Source organism: Microcoleus sp. Pol12A5, assembly GCF_036701435.1.
In the GTDB taxonomy this organism is placed as follows: Bacteria; Cyanobacteriota; Cyanobacteriia; order Cyanobacteriales; family Microcoleaceae; genus Microcoleus.
In genome coordinates, this window is the sequence record NZ_JAUBQU010000003.1 from 42,831 (window position 1) to 62,680 (window position 19,850).

Genomic DNA, 19,850 nt, shown 5'->3' on the forward strand with positions numbered 1-19,850 from the left:
AAAGCGAATCCGTTGCCGAACTTTCTTCTTCCTGGCATCCGTTACATCCGTTACAAAATCCGTTGCCGAACTTCCTTCGAGGGTCTAAAAAGCCGATCGTGCTCAGGATGGTACAAGCGCGATCGCCCTTCTCCTGATTTTCCCAAGGCCGGACTAATAACGTACATTGTCGTTCTGATCAAATTATTTTCGCGCGTAGCAACTGCCATTTTGTCAAGGGGAACTAGCACAATTTTTTCATCCGGCCAGCCCAACCGATAACAAATTGCTACAGGCAAATCCGAGGGGTAATGTTCCATCAATTTAGCTTGAGCTTGTTCGACATGGCGGGCGCTCAAATACAGGCACAAACTCGCTTGATGAGCCGCTAAACTCGCCAATTCTTCGCGTTCCGGTACTTCTGTTCGACCGCTAATTCGCGTCAAAATAATTGTCTGCACAACTCCGGGAACTGTCAACTCAATTTTAAGTTTAGCTGCGGCAAGTTGGAAAGCGCTAATTCCCGGAATTACCTCAAAAGCAATTCCCTCGGAAGCCAAAGCTTGCATTTGTTCGCCGACGGCCCCGTAGAGACAGGGATCGCCCGAATGGAGGCGGACGACGCTTTTCCCCTCGCGCACTCGTTCCACCATCAAAGGTACAATCTCTTCGAGGGTCTTATCCGCAGTTTGGATCACTTCAGCATCCGCGCGCACCCCCTGCAAAATTTGCTCTGGAACTAACGAATCAGCCAATAATATGACATCGGCTGCAGCCAGTAATTTTTGAGCCTTAACAGTCAACAAATCCGGGTCTCCCGGGCCTGCACCTACAATGTATACCCCTGGAATTAGGGCTTCAATCTCTGTCAAACTCATTGCTGCTAAAAAATTTGCTAAATTTACGGACTCTTCCGGATGTATCTATTTTAGTTTGAAGTAAGAGATGGTAGATGCACCCTGGTTTTGAACCCTAGAGACTAACCTCTCTGGGGTTTTTTATTGATCTTCTGGCAATTTCTGAGTAATTTTTGCCCGATCGCTATTGGGGGAGACAACATCAGGTAAAGGTCGATCGAGCAAATAAAGCCAAGTTAACCCACCCAACCCTAAAACAATCCCAGTCAAGCTTACCATTTGCGCTGTCCGCAGCGGCCCGAACATCAAACTATCAGTCCGCAACCCTTCAATCCAGACTCGGCCGGAACTGTAAGCTGCGATATAAACCAAAAATAAAGCACCAGTTTTCAAGCGAATTTTGCCCTGCAAATCGCGAAAAAACAAAGTCAGAAGCAACCAAAATACTGTCAAATTCCACAGGGATTCGTAGAGAAATGTAGGGTGGAAGTATTCAAAATTAGCGTAGGCGGGCGGGCGGCTGTTTGGCGGAATATAGAGTTTCCAAGGCAAATCCGTAGGACGGCCAAAAGCTTCGGAGTTAAAGAAATTTCCCCAGCGTCCGATCGCCTGACCGAGAATGGCCGAAGGTGCGATTAAATCTGCCAATTGCCAAAAAGAAACTCGCTGGATTTTCGCAAAAATTAAAGCTGCGATCGTGCCACCCAAAATCGCCCCGTGAATGGCAATTCCGCCTTTCCAAATCGCAATAATATCCTCTGGCCTCTGGGCGTATTGCTGCCACTCGAAAGCCACGTAATAAATTCGAGCACAGGGAATAGCGCCCAGAACCAGCCAAATTGCCAAATCACCCAGCAATTCCGGGTTGACGCGGCGTTTTTGGGCCAAGTATTGGGACAGACTCACCCCAATCAAGACGGCAGAAGCTATCAACAGCCCGTACCAGCGAATGGCTACGGCGCCAAGTTGAAAGATAATTGGGCCGGGCGATGTAAATTGAAACGCTAAGGGCAGCGCAAGAATATTTAGCACCATAAAAGTTGCATTAATTGTGATGGAAAGCAGTTAAATTTTGCATACCCTTTAACAAACTCCAGAGTTTATTTTAGGTGGCTGCGGTCATTTACACGCAATATTTGGGGAATTTTACCAAATATTAACTGGATTCTTGATTTTGCAGATTGCTGTCTGGAGTTTTTTTGTGAGTCCACAATAAGAACCCCCTAACCCCCCTTTTTTAAGGGGGGAACCGGATTATTCTTAAACTTGCCCTTATTAAGGGATTTAGCGGGATCGAGTTTCCGCCTTCTGCTTTCTGCATAAGTGCCTTCTGGAGGATTAACGGCAGCTTTGGTCGAGAAGTTTTAATATGGAGGATGGCTTTAAATTTTCTGATGACCTATGTCTCCTACTTCCGTTTCTCAGGTGTACTCTTCTGGTAATTCCAGGGGCGCGAATCAGTCTCGCAAGACTGCTGCTTTGGCTGTTGAGTCGGGTAAAATTCCGCCCTTGCTGGGGGCGAGTTTAGCTGAGTTAACGGAGTGGGTGCAGCAGCAGGGACAACCGGCTTATCGCGGGAAGCAGTTGTACCAGTGGATTTATGAGAAAGGTGCGCGATCGATCTCTGACATTTCTGTATTCTCGAAACAGTGGCGCGAGACTGTTGCTAAAATTCCGATCGGGCGATCGACCATTCATTATCGATCGGTCGCACCAGACGCCACGGTAAAGTATCTCTTAAAATTGGCAGACGGTCAAATCATTGAAACAGTAGGCATTCCCACCGATAAACGGCTGACTGTCTGCGTCTCAGCCCAAGTTGGCTGCGCGATGGGCTGCGACTTTTGCGCTACCGGAAAAGGCGGTTTCAAGCGCAATTTAGAAAAACACGAAATCGTCGATCAAGTTTTGACAGTACAGCAAGATTTCGGCCGCCGAGTCAGCCACATCGTATTTATGGGAATGGGCGAACCCCTGCTGAATTTCGATAATGTTGTAGCTGCTGTCAAGTGTTTGAATCAAGACGTAGGAATTGGACAGCGAAACATCACCATTTCCACAGTAGGAATTCGCAATCGCATCAGCCAACTAGCCGAACATCAACTGCAAGTTACCCTCGCCGTCAGCCTCCACGCTTCCAATCAAAGATTGCGCGAAGAGTTAATTCCTAGCGCCCGCCCTTATCCTTTGGGTGAGTTAATAGCAGAATGTCGGGAATATGTGCGATCGACTGGGCGCAGATTGAGTTTTGAATACGTACTTTTAGCAGGTGTCAATGATTTGCCGGAACACGCAGCCGAGTTAGCAACTCACTTGCGCGGTTTTCAGTGTCACGTCAATTTGATTCCTTACAATCCGATTCAGGAAGCTGAATATAAGCGACCTACTCCCAATCGAATTAACAGTTTCGTTGCGACTTTGAAGGAAAAGAAAATTGCAGTTAGCGTGCGCTATTCTCGCGGATTAGAAGCAGATGCAGCCTGCGGACAATTGCGGGCATCCGAGGTTGAGAATTGAATTTTTAATCCCTACAAATTGTCGTAGGGTGCGTTAGACCTAAGATGTTGCACCCTTCTCACTTAGCCTTTTGCGGGCGGGTTCTCCTGCCCAACCCCTACTCCCGACAATAAAACTCCATCTTTGTGGAACAGGCATCTTGCCTGTTCTTGAAAATGGTGCAAGATGTGAGTTAGACCGCGTGATTTTATCAATCATCGATAAACTACTTTGTGATGCACCATACTAACTACTCACAAACGTTTAACAAGTAGCCACCGCAATTCTAACGGCGGTGTTTGTTGGACGGGAAATAAATCGCGCCCGCTAGCCCAACTGACAAACCAAGGTGTCGGTGGCCAAGCCGAGTCAGGCAAATGTTTCTGTTCGTATTCAATGACAGATTCATCAGAAATAATTTCTAAAGGCAAACCCTCGATTGCTGCTTGCAATTCTTGCCTGGTAATCAGATAAGACCAACACAATTCAGACATTTGTTTTGCCATCTCGTTTGGTTCGTACCCATCTACAGCTAAGAAAGCACTGAATAATATAAACCCGCCGCTTAAAACAGCATCGGACATTTTACCCAGGAAAAGACGAATTTGTTCGGGGTAGCGGAAATGAGAGAGAACTTCGGTAGCAATGGCTAATTTGTACCGATAAGTTTTCATCCTTAATAATGGATCTAAAACGTCGCCTTGGGTGACATTTATCGGCAAGTTTTCGGCGGTTGCTGCGGCTGATAGCTTCTCGGCAAATATGGGTGTTAGTTCGATCGCATCCACGGAATGACCTAACCTTGCTAAAGGCAGACTATTGCGCCCTGGGCCTGCACCAACATCTAAAATATGTGCTTTTCCCGGTTCGCCTAATTCGGCAGCAATGGCGATGACTTTGGCATCGGGATGGCTGCCGAATAAAGGTTCTGGGCGAATATCCGGCCAGCTATGATATTTCTGGGCCATCGATTCGATTTGAATCTTGGTATTCAGAGTAATGCCACCGGCTAAACCGCTTTGGGAATTGGCGGGAAAATAGGAGACTATTAGATTAGCGTGGGGGGAATTTTTGAATCCTTCTGCTAAGGCGTTGGCGATTAATGTCCGCAAGTTTTCCGCTTGGGCAGCGTCGATGTTTTGTCCGAGAATGTTTAACAAGTCTGAGAGTAATTTAAGATAGTCATCTAGCATTGATGGCAAGCAAGGAAGATAGAATTCTCCCTTGATGCCAATGCTCTTTTTGAGCCTTTCTTTGAGAATTAATTTCAGGCGATTGGAGTCTGTCAGCGGCGGACCTGTTTCGGGTGATTCACTGACTGGCAATTCCGAGAAAGATGCAGCACTGGTAAGATTTTTAGTCACAATATTTTTGATTAGATTCGGCAATAAGTGCGATCGCACCGAGCATAATCTTGTGTTCTTGTACCTGAATTCGAGCGTGCAGCGTTTCTGCGGTATCATCAGGCAATACCGGCACTGCAGCCTGCATTAAAATCGGCCCGCTGTCTACTTCTAAACGGGCGATATGCACCGTACATCCGGTGATTTTAACCTTGGCAGCTAGTGCTTGCTCGACGGCGCGAATTCCTGGAAAACTCGGCAGTAAGCTGGGGTGAATGTTAATAACGCGATCGGGAAAAGCATCCAACAAAACTTTGGTAACAATTCGCATCCAACCCGCCATCACTACCCATTCTACATCATATTCTTGAAAAGTTTTGACAATTTTTGTATCTAATTCTTCGCGGCTTTTGCAGTCGCGGTGATTGAGCAGAATCGAGGGAATACCGTATTTTTCTGCTCTGGCTGCGGCTTTGGCTTCGGGGTTGTTGTAAATTAATACTGGGATTTTAGCGTTGAGTTGTTGATTTTGGATGGCGTGGGCAATTACCTCGAAGTTGCTTCCGCTTCCTGATGCTAAAACTCCTAATTTTAATGGAGGATGGGCCGGATCGAGCCCACTTTTGCCAATCTCAGGAGAAATCAGGCAGGCATTGGAATTAACAGATACTGGATTAGCGGTCATAAAGATAAAAACTATTCACTCGTATTCTACTATAGAGGTAAAGGGTAAGGTGTGCTTCGGCGCACTCTACATGGAGATATTGCGGAAGTCCTAAGTATATTATTTTTTTTTGCAGACCGACTGATTCACTCCTATTCTACAATATTATCAAAAAACTCTTCCCTGAGAATCGAATAAAGTTTTAGATCCCAATATCTGTCTTTCACAAATATGTGCTGTCGCAATATCCCTTCCAATTGCATCCCCACTTTTTCCATCACCCTAGCTGAAGCAATATTGCTAACTTCACATCGAGCCAAAATTCGATTCAGCAACATCTCCCGAAAACCGAATTCAATAACGGCATTGACAGCCTCGCTCATGTATCCTTCGCCCCAATAATTCCTAGAAAGTGCGTAGCCGATTTCCGCGCGGCTGTGCGTCATGCTCCATTCCACAAATCCGCAAGTCCCGATAAACTTTTTATCTGCTTTGTGGACTATTCCCCAATCTACCAACTCTCGTCTCTTGTACATTTTAGTAATTGACTTGAGAAAGTATTTAGTATCTTCGATAGATGTGTGAGTTGACCACATTGTGTATTTTGACACTTCGGGGTTGCAAGCATATTCAAACATATCGCTAGCATCGTTTAAAGTTATTTTTCTGAGCAGCAGCCTTTCTGTTTCTATAGTAGGTAAATGAGCTAATATATCTAGAAGGTTCATTTGGAAATTGACCTATATTGTGATACCATTTAAAACTAAAAGCTAAAATTTAGAAGCCAATGGTTCGGATTAAATTTGGGCGTTTTAACTGGTTGGATAATGATACTATCGCAGCTTGGACTTTCTTGGCCCCAGCTTTGCTGTTTCTGGGTACTTTTTTGATTTGGCCGATCGCCTATTTATTTTACCTCAGCTTTACCAGCGGCAGCTTTACCCAGTCGGGAGTGCGTTGGATTGGCTTCAACAACTACTGGCGTCTAGTCACAAACCCGGATTTCTGGCAAATTCTCCAAAATACGCTCTATTTTACTACTGCAACAGTCATTCCCAGTTTAGTGGTTCCATTAGGCTTAGCTGTTTTGCTAAATCGCTCGTTTGCTTGGCGAGGAGCTCTCCGCACCGCTTATTTTATTCCTTCGATTACCTCTTTAGTTGCAGTTGGCTTGGGTTGGCGGTGGTTGTTTCAAACCGCAGGCCCGGTGAATAATGCCCTAAGTGCGATCGGCTTAAATCCAATTCCTTGGCTTAGCAGCACAGTTTGGGCAATGCCAGTGATAATTCTGCTCAGTGTTTGGAAACAATTAGGCTTTAATATGGTAGTATTTTTAGCAGGATTGCAAGCAATTCCGGTAAATCGTTACGAAGCTGCAGAATTGGATGGAGCTAATGCTTGGCAGCAATTTTTGTACATCACTTTACCAGGTTTGCGACCGACTTTAGTATTTGCTACTGTCACTACTGCTATTTTTACCCTCCGAAGTTTCGAGCAAGTTTACGTCATCACCGGCGGCGGTCCTTTGAACTCTACTAATTTGCTCGTTTATTATATTTACGAGCAAGCTTTTTCGCAATTTGATTTTGGCTATGCAGCCGCTGCGGCAACTTTTCTAATGGCTGTAGCTTTGCTATTAGTTTATTTACAACTAAAAGTTTGGGGCGAAGATTCTTAATTAGGTTATGCCTAGTTTCACGTGCGGGAATTACAGCGGTAATGTGCGCCGAGGCGCACCCTAAATTTAGAGGTTTTGTGTATGTACTGAATTAACTGGATTCCCAATTATCAATTCCCAATTTTATATTCCATGTGCTCTGCTGTTTGTTCAGCTTGTGCTGTACCCAAAAGTTTGCCAACAACGTGCAAAGACATATCAATCCCCGCAGCAATTCCCCCAGAAGTGATGATTTTGCCGTTATCTACAAATCGTTGATTTTCGATAATAGTTGTGTTGGGAGCTAATTCTCTCAATAACTCCAATACCTGATGGTGTGTAGTTGCTTCCAAACCTTCCAACAACCCAGCTTTTGCCAAAAGCAGCGAACCAGTACAGACAGAAAGCACTAATTCTGCTGTTCGCGCAGAATCTTTTATCCAATTAATAACTGCTGAATTATCGATTAACTTTCTCGTACCTTGTCCTCCCGGTACAATTAAAATATCCGGTGGCGGACAATCGGAAATGGTGCAGTCGGGATTTACGCTCAAACCGTTGCGGGCGCTGACAGAACCCGGATGTTCGGCTACGGTAGAGACTGCAAAAGGTCGATCGCCCTTACTTAATTCTGATGCCACCGAAAACACTTCAAAAGGGCCTGCAAAGTCCAGTACCTCGACATCATCGAACATTAAAATTGCTACGTTCCTACTTGTCATAAGACATACTTCTGATAGAGTCCAAAAATATCAGTGATTTGTTATCGTAGAACTGGTATAATTTAAATTATTAAAGCTATGCCGAAAAAAAATCGCCATTGCGCCCTAAAAATCAGTTTTTTGTGTCTGGCTTGTGCCTTAGCAATTGCTGTAACACCAATTTTTACACCAGCTCAATCCACAACTCAATTAGAATTTCGCATTACTCAATTAGAACGTCAAATTTCTGAACTCCGAGGACAAATCTACAGTTTGCAGAATCAAGGTTCTAGAGTTAACAGGGCTCCGTCTCCTTCCGGTTCGGGTCGGACAAATCCTAGAATGCTGTCGGGAGACCCGATGTTTGACAACTTAGCAACTTTGGCAATTGAAACGAAGCAAGATGTTATCAAAATTCAAGAGCGGTTATCAAAGCTAGAAGCGTCGAGAAATCGCTAGACAAGTCATTAGTTATAAGGAAGAAGGAAGGCACGACAGGGATTTTGACACAGATACACCGATTAATTATTGAGCCCAAGTCTGGATCGGGATTCAAGAGTCAGAAGGAAGAAGTTCGAGGGAAGAACTTAGTAGTCAGTAGTCATTAGTTAGAGGGATGAAGTAATATTCTCCCCAACTCAAAACTCTTTCCCTCTCCCCCTCTCCTTCTCTCCCATTCTCTGACGTTGAGGTCGAGAACAGCAGGGTCTGCTAAAAGTTAACTTGCAGAACTATTCAATGATATGGAAATAATAGGCTGCAACCAGAAAATTGATCGCTAACAGCAACAGAAACCAGCCTGCGCGAAAGGTGTAAGGGAATTTTCCCGTTTTCATCACGGACTCGGATTTTAATTGGTTCTTCGCTATCTCTGGCATAGGTAAAGCTCCTAATTGATAATGTCACTCTATTTACAAATAGCAGAGAGCGTCGCACTTATGCACAATCCTCTAGAGTTATTTTTTGTAACAAGGAGTTGATACCGAGTTGAATTTAGATTAATTTCAATCGCTCTCTCCGGCGTGGTAGGAACTGCGGACGAGAGGCCCCGATCGCACGCGCTCAAACCCCATCTCCCGGGCGATCGACCCGAAACGGTCAAATTCGGCCGGCGTCCAGTATTTACGCACTGGGAGGTGTTCTAGAGACGGTCTCATGTATTGACCGAGGGTGAGCCGATCGCACTTGGCATCCCGCAAATCTGCCATCGCTTCGACTATCTCGGCTTCGGTTTCCCCGTGCCCCAACATCAAACCGGATTTGGTGGGAATAGTTGGGTCATATTGCTTAACAATACGCAGAACGTCGATCGAGCGATCGTACTTGGCCCCCCTCCGCACCGGCCCTTGCAACCGCCGCACCGTCTCAATATTGTGGTTGTAACAAGCCGGTTTAGCCTCCACCACCGTGCGAATCCGCTCTCGCTGCAACTCATCGAGGTCGGAACTCTCCCCGTCGGGGGCGGGCACGGGGGCACCGCCCCTACCCGTTCCCCCCCAAAAATCCGGTGTCAGCACCTCCACTTCAGTATCCGGGTTCAGAATGCGGATTTGGGCGATCGTCTTCGCAAACCAACCCGCACCCCCATCCGGCAAATCGTCCCGCGCCACCGAAGTCAGCACCGTATAGCGCAAACCCAACAACTGCACAGCCTGGGCAACCTTTTGCGGTTCCTCCGGGTCTAGGGGCATCGGAGAATGGCCTTTATCTACTTGACAAAAAGCACAAGCGCGGGTGCAAGTCGGCCCCATCAACAAAAAAGTCGCCGTTTTTTGCGCGTAGCACTCGCCCCGGTTGGGACATCTCCCCTCCTCACAAATCGTGTGAATTTGCCGCTGTTTGATAATTTTTTGCACTTGAGAAAGTTCGCTAGCTTTGCCAACGGGCCTACGCAACCACTCCGGCATCGCCTCGATTTCACCCCGCATTTTGGCGGCAACTGCTTTGACTGTAGGAGTTTGAGGAATTTGGGGCGACATATAATTAAGTAGCGATCGAGTTAATTCCTTCGATCGTATCCGAAATCAAAGCCCCTGAACTTGTAGGAGTATCACCCGAAATCAGGATCGCGCCGAGGTGCAACAAAACTAAACTCGCCCAGAATTATGGGTAGAATTCTGTTAGGGATATACTGAAGGTTGCAAATCATCACTCATTCATTACTGAAGGAGTCAGTCGTGGCTGGTCAAAAAATCTTGGTAATCGATGACAGTAAAGTCATCCGCGTCCGAGTCCGAGAGATGTTGCCTCAGGGTAACTTTGAAGTTCTAGAAGCAAAAGACGGCGAAGAGGGACTCAAACTGATCCGTCAAGCCCGGCCAAATCTAATTATGTTAGATTTCCTACTGCCCAAAGTCAGCGGTTGGGAAGTGTATCAAAAAGTGCAAGCCCATCCTGAGCTTTCTAAGATACCTTTGGTGATCATGTCGGGCCGCGAAGAAGAGGTGATGGAAAAAATTCCGAAACCCTTTGAGAAGCATTTTTTTGCATTCATCGCCAAACCATTTGAGAAGAAGCAGCTAACCGAGGCAATCAAATCGGCGATGGTACTGGCCAAAAAGAAACCAGTGCCAGAAGCCCCAGCCGCCGTCGCTGCACCCACTTCTGGAGGGGGCGCCGCCGAAATTCAGGCGATGACTGCGAAAATGGCGAAAATGCAAGCGGAAATTGATGCACTCAAAAAACAAATGACTCAGGTGATTACGATCATCAAGCAGAAATTGAAATAATTCTGCTGTTTTTTGAAGGCACTTATGTAGAAGGAAACTTCCACACCGTGAAACGTTCAGTTTAGTCTCAAGGGCTGCGATTTTATCGGCATTTTTTTGCCAAATTGTTTGAGCGAGTGCGATTGCCAATACCCTGCAACTGGTTGCTCAAAATCCCAGTGAGAAAATCAATTAAAAGTTAAAAATCAAACAAGGGAGGAAATTAATTATTAATTAATATTAGGATTTTTAATTCCCGCTCGTTCCACACTCAATTATCAACTCCTCAGTCTCATTTTTTTGGTTAATGACTAACGACTATTCCGATTTTTTGCCTCAACTGCGTGCCTCAACAGAGCAATTATTGAAAAGATTAGACTGCTTCGATCGAGCGCAGGTATTAGCGATCGGAGATTTGACCTTGGACGAGTTTCTTACCGGACAAGTAGAGCGAATTTCCCGCGAAGCACCTGTGTTGATTTTGCGCTACGAAAATACTCAGCAAGTACCCGGAGGTGGCGCAAATGCTGTCTATAATTTAGCCAAACTGGGAGGCAAAGTAAAAGTTGCTGGTTTGGTCGGAAAAGACGACCAGGGAAAGGCTTTGTGCGGTATTTTTGAGGCGGCGGGAATTGATACGGGTGGGATTTTAATCGATTCGCAGCGTCCAACTGTCACCAAAACTCGAATTTCGGGGCACGCGCGGCAGTCGGTGACTCAGCAAATTGTCCGAGTCGATCGCAAATCGGACGAGTTGCCGGATTTAGATTTGCAGTTGCAATTGGCAGACTACATCCGGCAGCAAATACCGACAGTAGATGCAGTGGTTTGTTCCGACTACGGCGACGGAGTTTTGACTCGTTTGGCGATCGAATCGGCAGTGGTTCCCGGCAAAACAATTGTAGACGCTCAAATAAATTTGCAGCGATATTCTGGAGCAATGTTATTTACTCCGAACTTGCCAGAAGCCGAGCAAGCTGTCGGATATGCTATCAAAAACCCTCAAAATTTAATGCAAGCAGGACGCGATTTATTGAACTTAACTCAAGCTCAAAAAATCCTGATTACTCGCGGCGAAGAAGGGATGACTTTGTTTGAAAGGGCGAACGGCGAAGAAATCAAAAATTCACCCCCTCCAACATCCATTTGTGAAAAGGGGGAATTTGTCATTAAAAGTTGGGACATTCCCCCTTTTAACAAGACTGATGTATTCGACGTAACTGGTGCTGGAGATACAGTTGTAGCAGCAATGACTTTAGCTTTGTGCGTCGGTGCATCTGGTTGGGAAGCGGCAGTTTTGGGAAATTTGGCGGCTAGTATTGTCGTGCGTCAATTCGGTACGGCGACAACAACGGTAGAGGAGATGAAAGAAGCTTTGCGATCGCTGATGAATCTGGAATGAGTCCAAAACAGAAACCTGCTGGCGATCTATCGAGGTTGAGTTAATCTAGTTTATATATAAATTAGTTTAAAAACTTATGGCTGAGACTTCAGGCTATTACGTTCGCGCCGCGAAACTTGCAGAAGTCGAGACAAAGGGCAGCTTGTTAGTGAATTTGGAAAAACACACGATCGCCCTTTTCTACTCAAACGATCGGGTATACGCGATCGACAACCGCTGTCCCCACATGGGTTTTCCCCTCAACGGCAGCACTTGCAAAGATGGCATAGTCACCTGTCCTTGGCACTACGCCCGCTTTGATGTCGCCAGCGGCGGTACTTTTGACTCTTGGGCCGACGACGTGCGATCGTTCCCAGCGGAAATTCGCGACGGGGAAGTTTGGGTAAATTTAGCACAACAGCTTGACCCTTACGCCCACCAGCGCCAGAGACTTCAAGATGGGTTAGAACAAGGAATTTCCCTAGTCATCGCCAAGTCAGTGATTGCCTTGCTAGATGGGGGGGCAACTGCCAGGGAACCTTTCCAAATCGGATTAGAATTTGGCACCCGCTACAACAAATCGGGATGGGATACGGGTTTATCGATCCACACCTGCTTGATGAATATCCTGCCTTATCTAGATCCAGAAGACCGACCGCCCGCCCTCTATCAGGGACTTTCGGCCGTGGCCCGCGATAGTGCAGGCGCACCTCCTCACTTTGCGGTTCACCCCTTGCCTAATTCTGAGGTTGATGCAGAGACACTTAAAAGCTGGTTCCGGCAATTTATTGAAATCAGAGACAGTGAAGCGGCGGAACGATGTTTGTTGACAGCAGTACGCGCGCCTCTGGCACGAGAACAAATTGCTGATATGCTGTTTGCGGCCGCTACTGACCACCGCTACATTGATGTCGGTCACAGCCTCGACTTTATTAACAAGGCGTTAGAAGCGCTGGATGCAGTGAATTGGGAAGGGGCAGAAACTATTTTCGCGAGTTTGGTGGCTGGTTTGGCGAATGCGGCGCGCATGGAAGAGTCGAGTTCTTGGCGCTACCCTGTGGATGCGGTGGCAATTTTAGAGTCAGCGATGGCGCAGTTGCCGGCAGCTTTAGAAATGGGCCGATCGCACCGGGGCAATTGGTTGGGAAGAGAACAGTTAATTCCGATGTTGTTGGGCGAAGATGTATTGGCGATCGTCGATGCACTTTTAACTGCCTTGAAAGAAGGTTGTAGCGAAGCAGAATTAGCAAGTGCAGTCACTTATGCTGCGGCCCTCCGCGTGGCCCGGTTTAATACGAATAACGACCACAGCGACTGGAATTCAGCCCACCACCCCTTTACCTTTGCGAATGCGGTGCATCAAGGATTGCGACGATCGCCTTCCATAGAGTTGCTGCGGGGAGTTTTCGATGCAGCGATCGGCGTATATCTCAACCGTTTCTTAAATGTACCGCCTGCGCGACTTCCAGAACCAACAGATGTAGTTGAGAATCCAGAGGAATTACTCAAACAACTGCCAGACTTGTTGGACAGACAGCAACAGGTGAATCAAGTCGGTAAATTAGTTGCAAAATACTTATATAGCGGTGGCAAATCGGAACGGTTGATGGCAGTTTTAGGAAAACTGATGCTGCGGGAAAATCGGGATTTCCACGTTATTCAGCAGGTAGAAGCGGCATTTCGCCAGTATGCTTTATTAGAGAATGCGGGCGATCGCATTGTGGTATTAGTGGCGGCAGCAAGGTATTTAGCCGCCCATGCCCCGACAGTGCGATCGCAAGCACAAACTTATCAAATGGCCGATCGATTGCACCGGGGCGATCGCTTATTTGAGGAGTCGCCGGAAGTATAGCTTCTCGTCATAACTCACATCTTGCACCAATATCAATAATCCTCTTTTGGGCGGTATCTCCTGCCCACCGCGCAAGAAAACTCATTCTTTGTGGAACAGGCATCTTGTCTGTTGTTGAGAATGGTGAAAGATGTGAGTCATAAGGCACTTTTTAGGTAAATAATTGCCCCGATCATTTCTTGGAAATTATCCCCTTGTCATCAATTTTCAAATCAGTCTTGGGAAAATCGCTTTTTGTCAAACGGTCAATCAACCCCACAGTCCTAAAATTGTTATCAACAGATGGCACGCCTCGCCCGTCTAGTTGGATCGGGATAATCTTGCCAGAAACAAAATCCCCCTGCGGAGTCATTTTCACATCCAAAATTAGGGATTTACCGAGTGTTCCTGCTGTGGACAAAGTGCGATAACCCAAAAAATTTCCCAAGGAATAAGCAATCAATTTCCCTTTATAAAGTTCCATCGCTCGGGGAACGTGCGGGCCGTGTCCCAAAATCAAATCTGCTCCCGCATCAATCATCGTCCGCGAAAACAAAACCATATTTCCCCGGTTTTCTCCGTAAAAAATTTCAGTTTTATTCCTCACATTTACAGCTCCCGTTCCTTCAGCTCCAGCATGAACTGATATCACTACAATATCAGCATTTTCCTTGGCTCTTTTGACAACTTCGGCTCCCGCTTTCAGTTCCAGCAAGGAATTGTGAACTTCGCCGTAGTTGCTGAAACCGATAAAGGCAAAATTCACACCCTTGACATTTTGATAAACAATTTGATCTCTTTTACCAACAGCCTTCATGCCATTGCTGTCGATGTTTTTAATAGTGTCCTTAAATCCCTGCTCGTTAAAATCGTAAGAGTGATTGTTGGCAACATTTAAAATATCAAAACCAACATCTTTGAAAATTTTCGCATAACTCGGAGGCGTCCTAAAGGCAAACAGCATTCGTCCGCCACCTGCTTTGGAACTGTAAGGATAATCGGTCATCGTGCTTTCAAAATTGCCAAACAGAATATCAGCTCCTTTGAGGTACGGTTTTACCGACTCTAATAACATCTCTTTTTTGGCCGGCAGTTTATTGTAGGGATAATTTGTGCCGGGGATCATGTCACCAACTGCTTTGATGCTGACAGTGGCGGGCAAAATGGCAGGTTTTTTGGCAGCCGGGGAGGGCGATTTTGGAGCGGGAAGGGGTTTGGCTGCGGCTGCTGGTGCTGGTGTCGAGCTCACTTCTTGTACCGCAGGGTTTGACGTGAGAGGGTTATTAGTAGCGGTGGTTGAGGATTTGTAAAGTTGAGAAGCCAGCACAAAGCCGGATATCGGTACGAGAATTAGACTCAGAGCAGCGACTGACAGCCCAGATTTTTTAATTTTAGTGCGGGCTAATTCTGGCTGCGGTGATTGCTTTTGCTGCTTTTGGTGTGGGGGTTTTGGAGTTGGGATTTTAGGGGGTTGGGGCGGAGATTTTTTTGGTGTTTGAGGGGGCGCCGTTGTGACATTTTGAGGTTTTTCTAGCTTGGGCAAAGTCACAGGAATGGGAGAAGCGGCCACACTAGCGGCTACTGCTGCACTCGCAGCTACTGCTGCATTCACGGTCACTAACGGACTCACGGGTTCGGAAGTCAAGCGTTTTTTTAATTCTACCGTCTGAGTCCAAGCGGGCAATTGCTGGCCGCCCTGCCGCCCGTAAATGGTCACTGAGTAAAGGTTATTTGGTTGCAACCGCTGCAACCCTTTGACTGCGACTCGGAGACAGGCTTCTTCTGCGGGTAAATGTTCTGCTTCCAGTAGCAGGTGCAGGGTGTCATTTTCCCGGCTGGCTTTAGCCGTGACGCCGAAGCTGTGGAGTGCTTGACCGATCAGAAATGCGATCGCCCTGGCATCGCCTTCTTTTGCTAAATTTAAAATATCTTGTTGGCTCACAAACGCCTCTACTCTCACACTAGAAATTTAGGTCGATCTTATATCAAATTTGGCGGCACAGCGTTAAATACCGATTGATTTAACTTAAGTAAGTGGGTACAAATAAACAAAACGTTGGCAAAAGACGCCTGCGTGAAAGGGTCTACTCGCTGTCACTATAGCTCCTAACTAAATCCGACCCTACTTTTACAAGGTAGTATGATTTTTGGCGCTGGCTAGCTGAATACAATATTTCCTAACGGTTATCTTCGCCGATCGCCCAAACACTTCTATCCGGCATAATTGCCCCCTTCAAATTAACATCGCTCAAATCAGCGCTCTCTTTCTTACAGCATTTTTGGTAAATAAAACTGATTTATGAGCGTCGAGAGTGCGTCCTTGAATGTACGAAAAATATGCGGCTTAGCAGGGAAGAATTAACGAAAAAACCTAGTTTCTCGTTTCCACTGCCAATCCCCCTGTCCCACTTGGGCCCCAGTTCAGACAATAACGATCGACCCACAGGCTCGAAAGCTTGTTAAACTTTTGGTCATGCCACGCTATTAGTGAGAAATCGACGGCGACGGAGCCACAATCGTCTGCTACCGCCCCCGCAGTGCTGCGCTGCTGGGTCTGCACTGCACACTGCACGTAGGTGAAACTAGCTGCAATCAACTTTCAGGATGCCGCTAAAGTCGCGGCCACCGATGTAGTTGTTCGTTTTAAACTAATTAAACTAATTATTTAAAAGAGTTGCACGTCAATGACACAATTGTGCTTGTGAGAGCTGGCTCGATGCCCTTTCAAACCAGGGTTTTTCGCTAGTATGGTGCTATTTGTGAGTTAGTTAAGCCTATAGCAGCTAGGATCGAGCTAACTCAAGGTTAAACTAAAGCTCGTCATGCGGCGTTGCCTCTCAAAACCCGGATTGAGTCTTATGGCGCATTACCGCTCCTCTGTATGTTTGTTCACCTGCATTGCCTGTCTGGGTGCTGCGTTCAGTCCAAGTGCCGACGGAGGGCAAAAGGTACTTAATGCCTCTGCGCGTGCTGTTTCCCAAGAAATTGCTCAGGCAAACTCTCCCCCGGACGATCGCCAGGATGCCAAGCCTCCAAAACCTTCTCCAGCGCCTGATAAAAACAAATCTCAGCCGTCCAAAACGTCCAAATCTAATTCTAAGCTCCCGAAATCGGTATCCAATTTGATCGTCATTTTGTCTCGTCAGCGGGGGTTCTTAATGTTGGGTTTGGCAGCAGTTGTCGTCACGGCAGCGGCAGTATTTATCATGCTCAAATTAGTTAGCAGTGACGAGTCAAATTATTCCAAGCGAAGACGGGGAAGATTTGAGCGCCAGCACCAAAGAAACTCTCCATTTACTAATTCTGGTTCTCCTACAAACTCGCACGCAATTACACAGCAAGAGGCTTCTTTTGGGCTGTCAAAACCGATGTCAGCCTTGCCCTACCCTTTGGATTTGCCAAAAGACAACAGTCTCGACAGCAGCGATCCCTCTTTTATCCTGGAATCCGGGGAATCAGAATCCGACGATGCAGCATTCGAGGGCGATCGAATTAATTCCGACACCTCGCCCTTGGAACATCACAGCAATGGGTACAGCAACACAGGTTTCAACATTCCCGAAACAACAAATCAAGGCGATTCCCTAGCGAGTCGCAAGAAAGATTTTGCCCTTCCCGAAACGGATGGTAGACCTAAAGTTGATATTATTGAAGCACTGATTGAAGATTTGCAGCACCTAAATCCGGCAAAGAGGGGCAAAGCAATTTGGGAACTAGGTCAGCGGGGAGATTCCAGAGCAGTTGAGCCGTTGCTCGATTTGTTACCAAATTCCGACTCGAAGCAGTACAGTTTAATTTTGGCAAGTCTCTCGGAAATTGGCATTCGCACGCTCAAACCAATGAATAATGCTTGGTCAATTTCGCTGCAAAATGAAAATCCAGAAGTGCGTAAAAATGCAATTCGCGACTTGACGCGGATTTACGAATTGGTGAATCAAATCAGTTACTTGTTGCACCGTGCTACGGACGATCCAGATCCCGAAGTTCAGGAAGTTGCTCGCTGGGCAATAAATCAGTTGAATCGCATCCGTCCGCGTTCTGGGAGGGATTAATAAATGTAGCAATTTTCAAATAATTTGAAAATTGAGATTGGAGATGGGAGAATTTATAATTTAGATTATGTTAAAATTAGTGAATGCTGACTAATGATTAAGGATTAATGACTAATAACCCTTTAAAACTATTGTTCCTGTCAACTTCGGTCGGTCAACTAGGTTCGGGGTTGGGTGGCGGTGTCGAACTTACAGTCCTTAACATTGCTAAAGAATTGCAGAGTCGCGGTCATAAAATAGCAGTCGTAGCGCCGATAGGTTCAGTCTTAGAATCAATTCCAGTAATCGAAATAACGGGCGATTTGCAAGTAACCGCCCAAACACAAGATTACAACGATCCTATTGTGATGCCTGCAGATTCTGTGCTGGCGAATATGTGGGAATATGCTCGCCAAGTTCAGGATAAATGGGATGTCATTGTTAATTTTGCCTACGATTGGCTGCCGTTTTATTTGACACCATTTTTTAGGACTCCGATCGCACATTTGATCAGCATGGGTTCCCTTTCTGCTGCCCTCGATCGCATTGCCGGACAAACCGCCCTCCAGTTTCCTGGTACGATCGGAGTTCACACCGCTTCTCAAGCCAAAACATTCGCCTTTGCCGATGAATGTCAGTTGTTGGGAAATGGCATAGATTTATCCCTGTACGAATTTTGCAACCAACCGCAGTCTAAATTAGCTTGGCTAGGCCGCATCGCCCCGGAGAAAGGCTTAGAAGATGCAGTAGCAGCAGCGAAAATTACAGGAATTCCCCTGAAAATTATGGGCAAAATGCAAGATGAGGATTATTGGCAAAAAATTTGTGCAGATTACCCGGATGCTCCGGTAGAATATTTAGGGTTTCTGACAACAACCCAAATGCAAGAGCAAGTCCGTCAGTGCCGAGCATTGTTGATGACACCACGTTGGGTGGAAGCTTTCGGAAATGTCGCGATCGAGGCTTTAGCGTGCGGTGTGCCCGTGATTGCTTACGAGCGCGGGGGGCCGGCGGAAATTGTTAGAGACGGACTGACGGGCTTTTTAGTGGAGCCTGATAGTGTAAATGGCTTGGTAGGTGCGATCGCCAGCTTAGACCAAATTGACCGCAGCGCTTGCCGGCGACAAGTAGAGCTAGAATACTCTTTGGAAGCTTTGGGCGATCGTTGTGAACACTGGTTCAAATCTATCACTGCTAGTAGGGTGCGTCAGTAATAATACGGGCTAATTTTTAGAAACATCTGCTGACTGACGCACCTTATAAGTTTATTGAGCAGCAGTTCAACTCTATTCTAAAACTGAGTTAAATAAACTCTTAATCGACAACAAAAAAAGAAAAGTGAAAAAACTATGGCAACCGAACGTTTAGTGCTTTTATCCAGTAGAGAAATTGAAAAAATGCGCCAAGCAGGCCGTTTAGCGGCAGAACTTCTGCTACATCTCGAACCGATGGTTAAACCTGGAGTAAGCACTCTAGAAATTAACGACGAAGCCGAACGCTGGACTTTGGCACACGGAGCAAAAAGCGCTCCGCTAGGCTATAAAGGATTTCCAAAATCTCTGTGTGCTAGCGTCAATGAAGTAGTCTGTCACGGCATCCCTAATGCGAAACAAATTCTTAAAGAAGGTGACATTATTAATATTGATGTAACACCTTTAGTGGATGGTTATCATGGCGATACTTCCAAAACTTTTTTTGTGGGCAAACCTTCACCTGTAGCGAAAAAGTTAGTTGAAGTAACCGAGGAATGTTTAAGAAGAGGAATTGCGGAAGTCAAACCGGGTGCCCGTACCGGCGACATCGGTGCCGCAATTCAAGAATATGCTGAAGCACAGGGTTTTTCGGTAGTGCGAAATTTTGCGGGACACGGGATTCACCGAGTCTTTCACACTGAACCGGAAATTCTGCACTACGGCAAACGGGGCACAGGAAAAAAACTCAGACAAGGAATGGTTTTTACGATCGAGCCGATGATTAATGAGGGTACTTGGGAAGTGGAAATTCTCGCCGATGGTTGGACTTCTATCACCAAGGATGGAAAGCTTTCGGCTCAATTTGAACACACTCTGGCTGTGACAGATTCTGGGGTGGAAATTCTGACTTTGCCGTAGCAATCATTAACAAAAAATCTGAAAAATTAGCTCCTAAACCAATAATCCATCATATCCTTTAGGGGCGGGTTTCACCGACAATATCTAACGA

The 19,850-nt window shown here is 46.3% G+C and carries 18 protein-coding genes; 9 read left to right on the top strand and 9 right to left on the bottom strand.

Annotation, left to right across the window (positions count from 1 at the left end; all coding sequences use genetic code 11):
- Nucleotides 1-50: 50 nt before the first annotated feature.
- Nucleotides 51-857: a precorrin-4 C(11)-methyltransferase gene (gene cobM, locus QUA45_RS01415; RefSeq protein WP_333219035.1), complete on the bottom strand. Its 807-nt coding sequence runs from the start codon at nucleotides 855-857 to the stop codon at nucleotides 51-53.
- 120 nt (nucleotides 858-977) lie between these two features.
- Nucleotides 978-1,871, bottom strand: a complete 894-nt coding sequence (gene lgt / locus QUA45_RS01420) for a prolipoprotein diacylglyceryl transferase (protein WP_333097895.1) — start codon at nucleotides 1,869-1,871, stop codon at nucleotides 978-980.
- 366 nt (nucleotides 1,872-2,237) lie between these two features.
- Here lgt and rlmN point away from each other — a divergent pair, with 366 nt between their 5' ends.
- The gene (gene rlmN, locus QUA45_RS01425; RefSeq protein ID WP_333219037.1) at nucleotides 2,238-3,353 is read left to right on the top strand and encodes a 23S rRNA (adenine(2503)-C(2))-methyltransferase RlmN; all 1,116 of its coding nucleotides are present in this window, start codon (nucleotides 2,238-2,240) and stop codon (nucleotides 3,351-3,353) included.
- 233 nt (nucleotides 3,354-3,586) lie between these two features.
- Here rlmN and QUA45_RS01430 read toward each other — a convergent pair whose 3' ends face one another.
- From QUA45_RS01430 to QUA45_RS01440, 3 genes are all read right to left on the bottom strand, one after another.
- Nucleotides 3,587-4,696 carry a class I SAM-dependent methyltransferase gene (locus tag QUA45_RS01430; RefSeq protein ID WP_333097892.1) on the bottom strand — a complete coding sequence of 370 codons (1,110 nt, stop codon included), beginning with the start codon at nucleotides 4,694-4,696 and terminating at the stop codon, nucleotides 3,587-3,589.
- On the bottom strand, nucleotides 4,689-5,360 hold the full coding sequence (gene purN / locus QUA45_RS01435) for a phosphoribosylglycinamide formyltransferase (protein WP_333097890.1): 672 nt from the start codon (nucleotides 5,358-5,360) through the stop codon (nucleotides 4,689-4,691). Before purN ends, QUA45_RS01430 begins: the two co-directional genes overlap by 8 nt.
- 131 nt (nucleotides 5,361-5,491) lie before the next feature.
- Nucleotides 5,492-6,067 carry a GNAT family protein gene (locus QUA45_RS01440; protein ID WP_333219039.1) on the bottom strand — a complete coding sequence of 192 codons (576 nt, stop codon included), beginning with the start codon at nucleotides 6,065-6,067 and terminating at the stop codon, nucleotides 5,492-5,494.
- Between the two features lie 59 nt (nucleotides 6,068-6,126).
- Here QUA45_RS01440 and QUA45_RS01445 point away from each other — a divergent pair, with 59 nt between their 5' ends.
- A complete protein-coding gene (locus tag QUA45_RS01445; RefSeq protein WP_333097886.1) occupies nucleotides 6,127-7,017 on the top strand; it encodes a sugar ABC transporter permease in 891 nt (296 codons plus the stop codon).
- Nucleotides 7,018-7,127: 110 nt separating this feature from the next.
- On the opposite strand, the gene QUA45_RS01450 is transcribed toward QUA45_RS01445, so the two are convergent.
- Nucleotides 7,128-7,718 carry a DJ-1/PfpI family protein gene (locus QUA45_RS01450; RefSeq protein ID WP_333219041.1) on the bottom strand — a complete coding sequence of 197 codons (591 nt, stop codon included), beginning with the start codon at nucleotides 7,716-7,718 and terminating at the stop codon, nucleotides 7,128-7,130.
- A gap of 78 nt (nucleotides 7,719-7,796) precedes the next feature.
- Here QUA45_RS01450 and QUA45_RS01455 point away from each other — a divergent pair, with 78 nt between their 5' ends.
- Nucleotides 7,797-8,156 carry a hypothetical protein gene (locus QUA45_RS01455; RefSeq protein ID WP_333219043.1) on the top strand — a complete coding sequence of 120 codons (360 nt, stop codon included), beginning with the start codon at nucleotides 7,797-7,799 and terminating at the stop codon, nucleotides 8,154-8,156.
- 272 nt (nucleotides 8,157-8,428) lie between these two features.
- On the opposite strand, the gene QUA45_RS01460 is transcribed toward QUA45_RS01455, so the two are convergent.
- Nucleotides 8,429-8,575 carry a photosystem I protein PsaX gene (locus QUA45_RS01460; RefSeq protein ID WP_333069608.1) on the bottom strand — a complete coding sequence of 49 codons (147 nt, stop codon included), beginning with the start codon at nucleotides 8,573-8,575 and terminating at the stop codon, nucleotides 8,429-8,431.
- 126 nt (nucleotides 8,576-8,701) lie between these two features.
- The gene (locus QUA45_RS01465; RefSeq protein WP_333219045.1) at nucleotides 8,702-9,676 is read right to left on the bottom strand and encodes a lipoyl synthase; all 975 of its coding nucleotides are present in this window, start codon (nucleotides 9,674-9,676) and stop codon (nucleotides 8,702-8,704) included.
- A 198-nt stretch (nucleotides 9,677-9,874) separates the two neighbouring features.
- Here QUA45_RS01465 and QUA45_RS01470 point away from each other — a divergent pair, with 198 nt between their 5' ends.
- The 3 genes from QUA45_RS01470 (at nucleotide 9,875) to QUA45_RS01480 (ending at nucleotide 13,638) form a co-directional block, all read left to right on the top strand.
- Complete coding sequence (locus QUA45_RS01470) at nucleotides 9,875-10,426, top strand: response regulator (RefSeq protein WP_333097881.1); 552 nt, start codon at nucleotides 9,875-9,877, stop codon at nucleotides 10,424-10,426.
- A 286-nt stretch (nucleotides 10,427-10,712) separates the two neighbouring features.
- Nucleotides 10,713-11,807, top strand: coding sequence for a PfkB family carbohydrate kinase (locus tag QUA45_RS01475; protein ID WP_333097880.1), 1,095 nt, complete (start codon nucleotides 10,713-10,715; stop codon nucleotides 11,805-11,807).
- 76 nt (nucleotides 11,808-11,883) lie between these two features.
- Complete coding sequence (locus QUA45_RS01480; RefSeq protein WP_333219047.1) at nucleotides 11,884-13,638, top strand: Rieske (2Fe-2S) protein; 1,755 nt, start codon at nucleotides 11,884-11,886, stop codon at nucleotides 13,636-13,638.
- Between the two features lie 172 nt (nucleotides 13,639-13,810).
- On the opposite strand, the gene QUA45_RS01485 is transcribed toward QUA45_RS01480, so the two are convergent.
- Nucleotides 13,811-15,559 (bottom strand): CapA family protein, encoded by a 1,749-nt coding sequence (locus tag QUA45_RS01485; RefSeq protein ID WP_333219049.1) that lies wholly within the window; start codon nucleotides 15,557-15,559, stop codon nucleotides 13,811-13,813.
- 916 nt (nucleotides 15,560-16,475) lie between these two features.
- Between QUA45_RS01485 and QUA45_RS01490 the strand changes: the two genes are divergently transcribed.
- From QUA45_RS01490 to map, 3 genes are all read left to right on the top strand, one after another.
- Nucleotides 16,476-17,669, top strand: a complete 1,194-nt coding sequence (locus QUA45_RS01490; RefSeq protein ID WP_333219051.1) for a HEAT repeat domain-containing protein — start codon at nucleotides 16,476-16,478, stop codon at nucleotides 17,667-17,669.
- A 107-nt stretch (nucleotides 17,670-17,776) separates the two neighbouring features.
- A complete protein-coding gene (locus tag QUA45_RS01495; RefSeq protein ID WP_333219053.1) occupies nucleotides 17,777-18,862 on the top strand; it encodes a glycosyltransferase family 4 protein in 1,086 nt (361 codons plus the stop codon).
- A gap of 135 nt (nucleotides 18,863-18,997) precedes the next feature.
- Entirely contained in the window at nucleotides 18,998-19,759 is a 762-nt protein-coding gene (map, locus tag QUA45_RS01500; protein ID WP_190659689.1) for a type I methionyl aminopeptidase, read from the top strand.
- The last annotated feature ends 91 nt before the right edge of the window (nucleotides 19,760-19,850 follow it).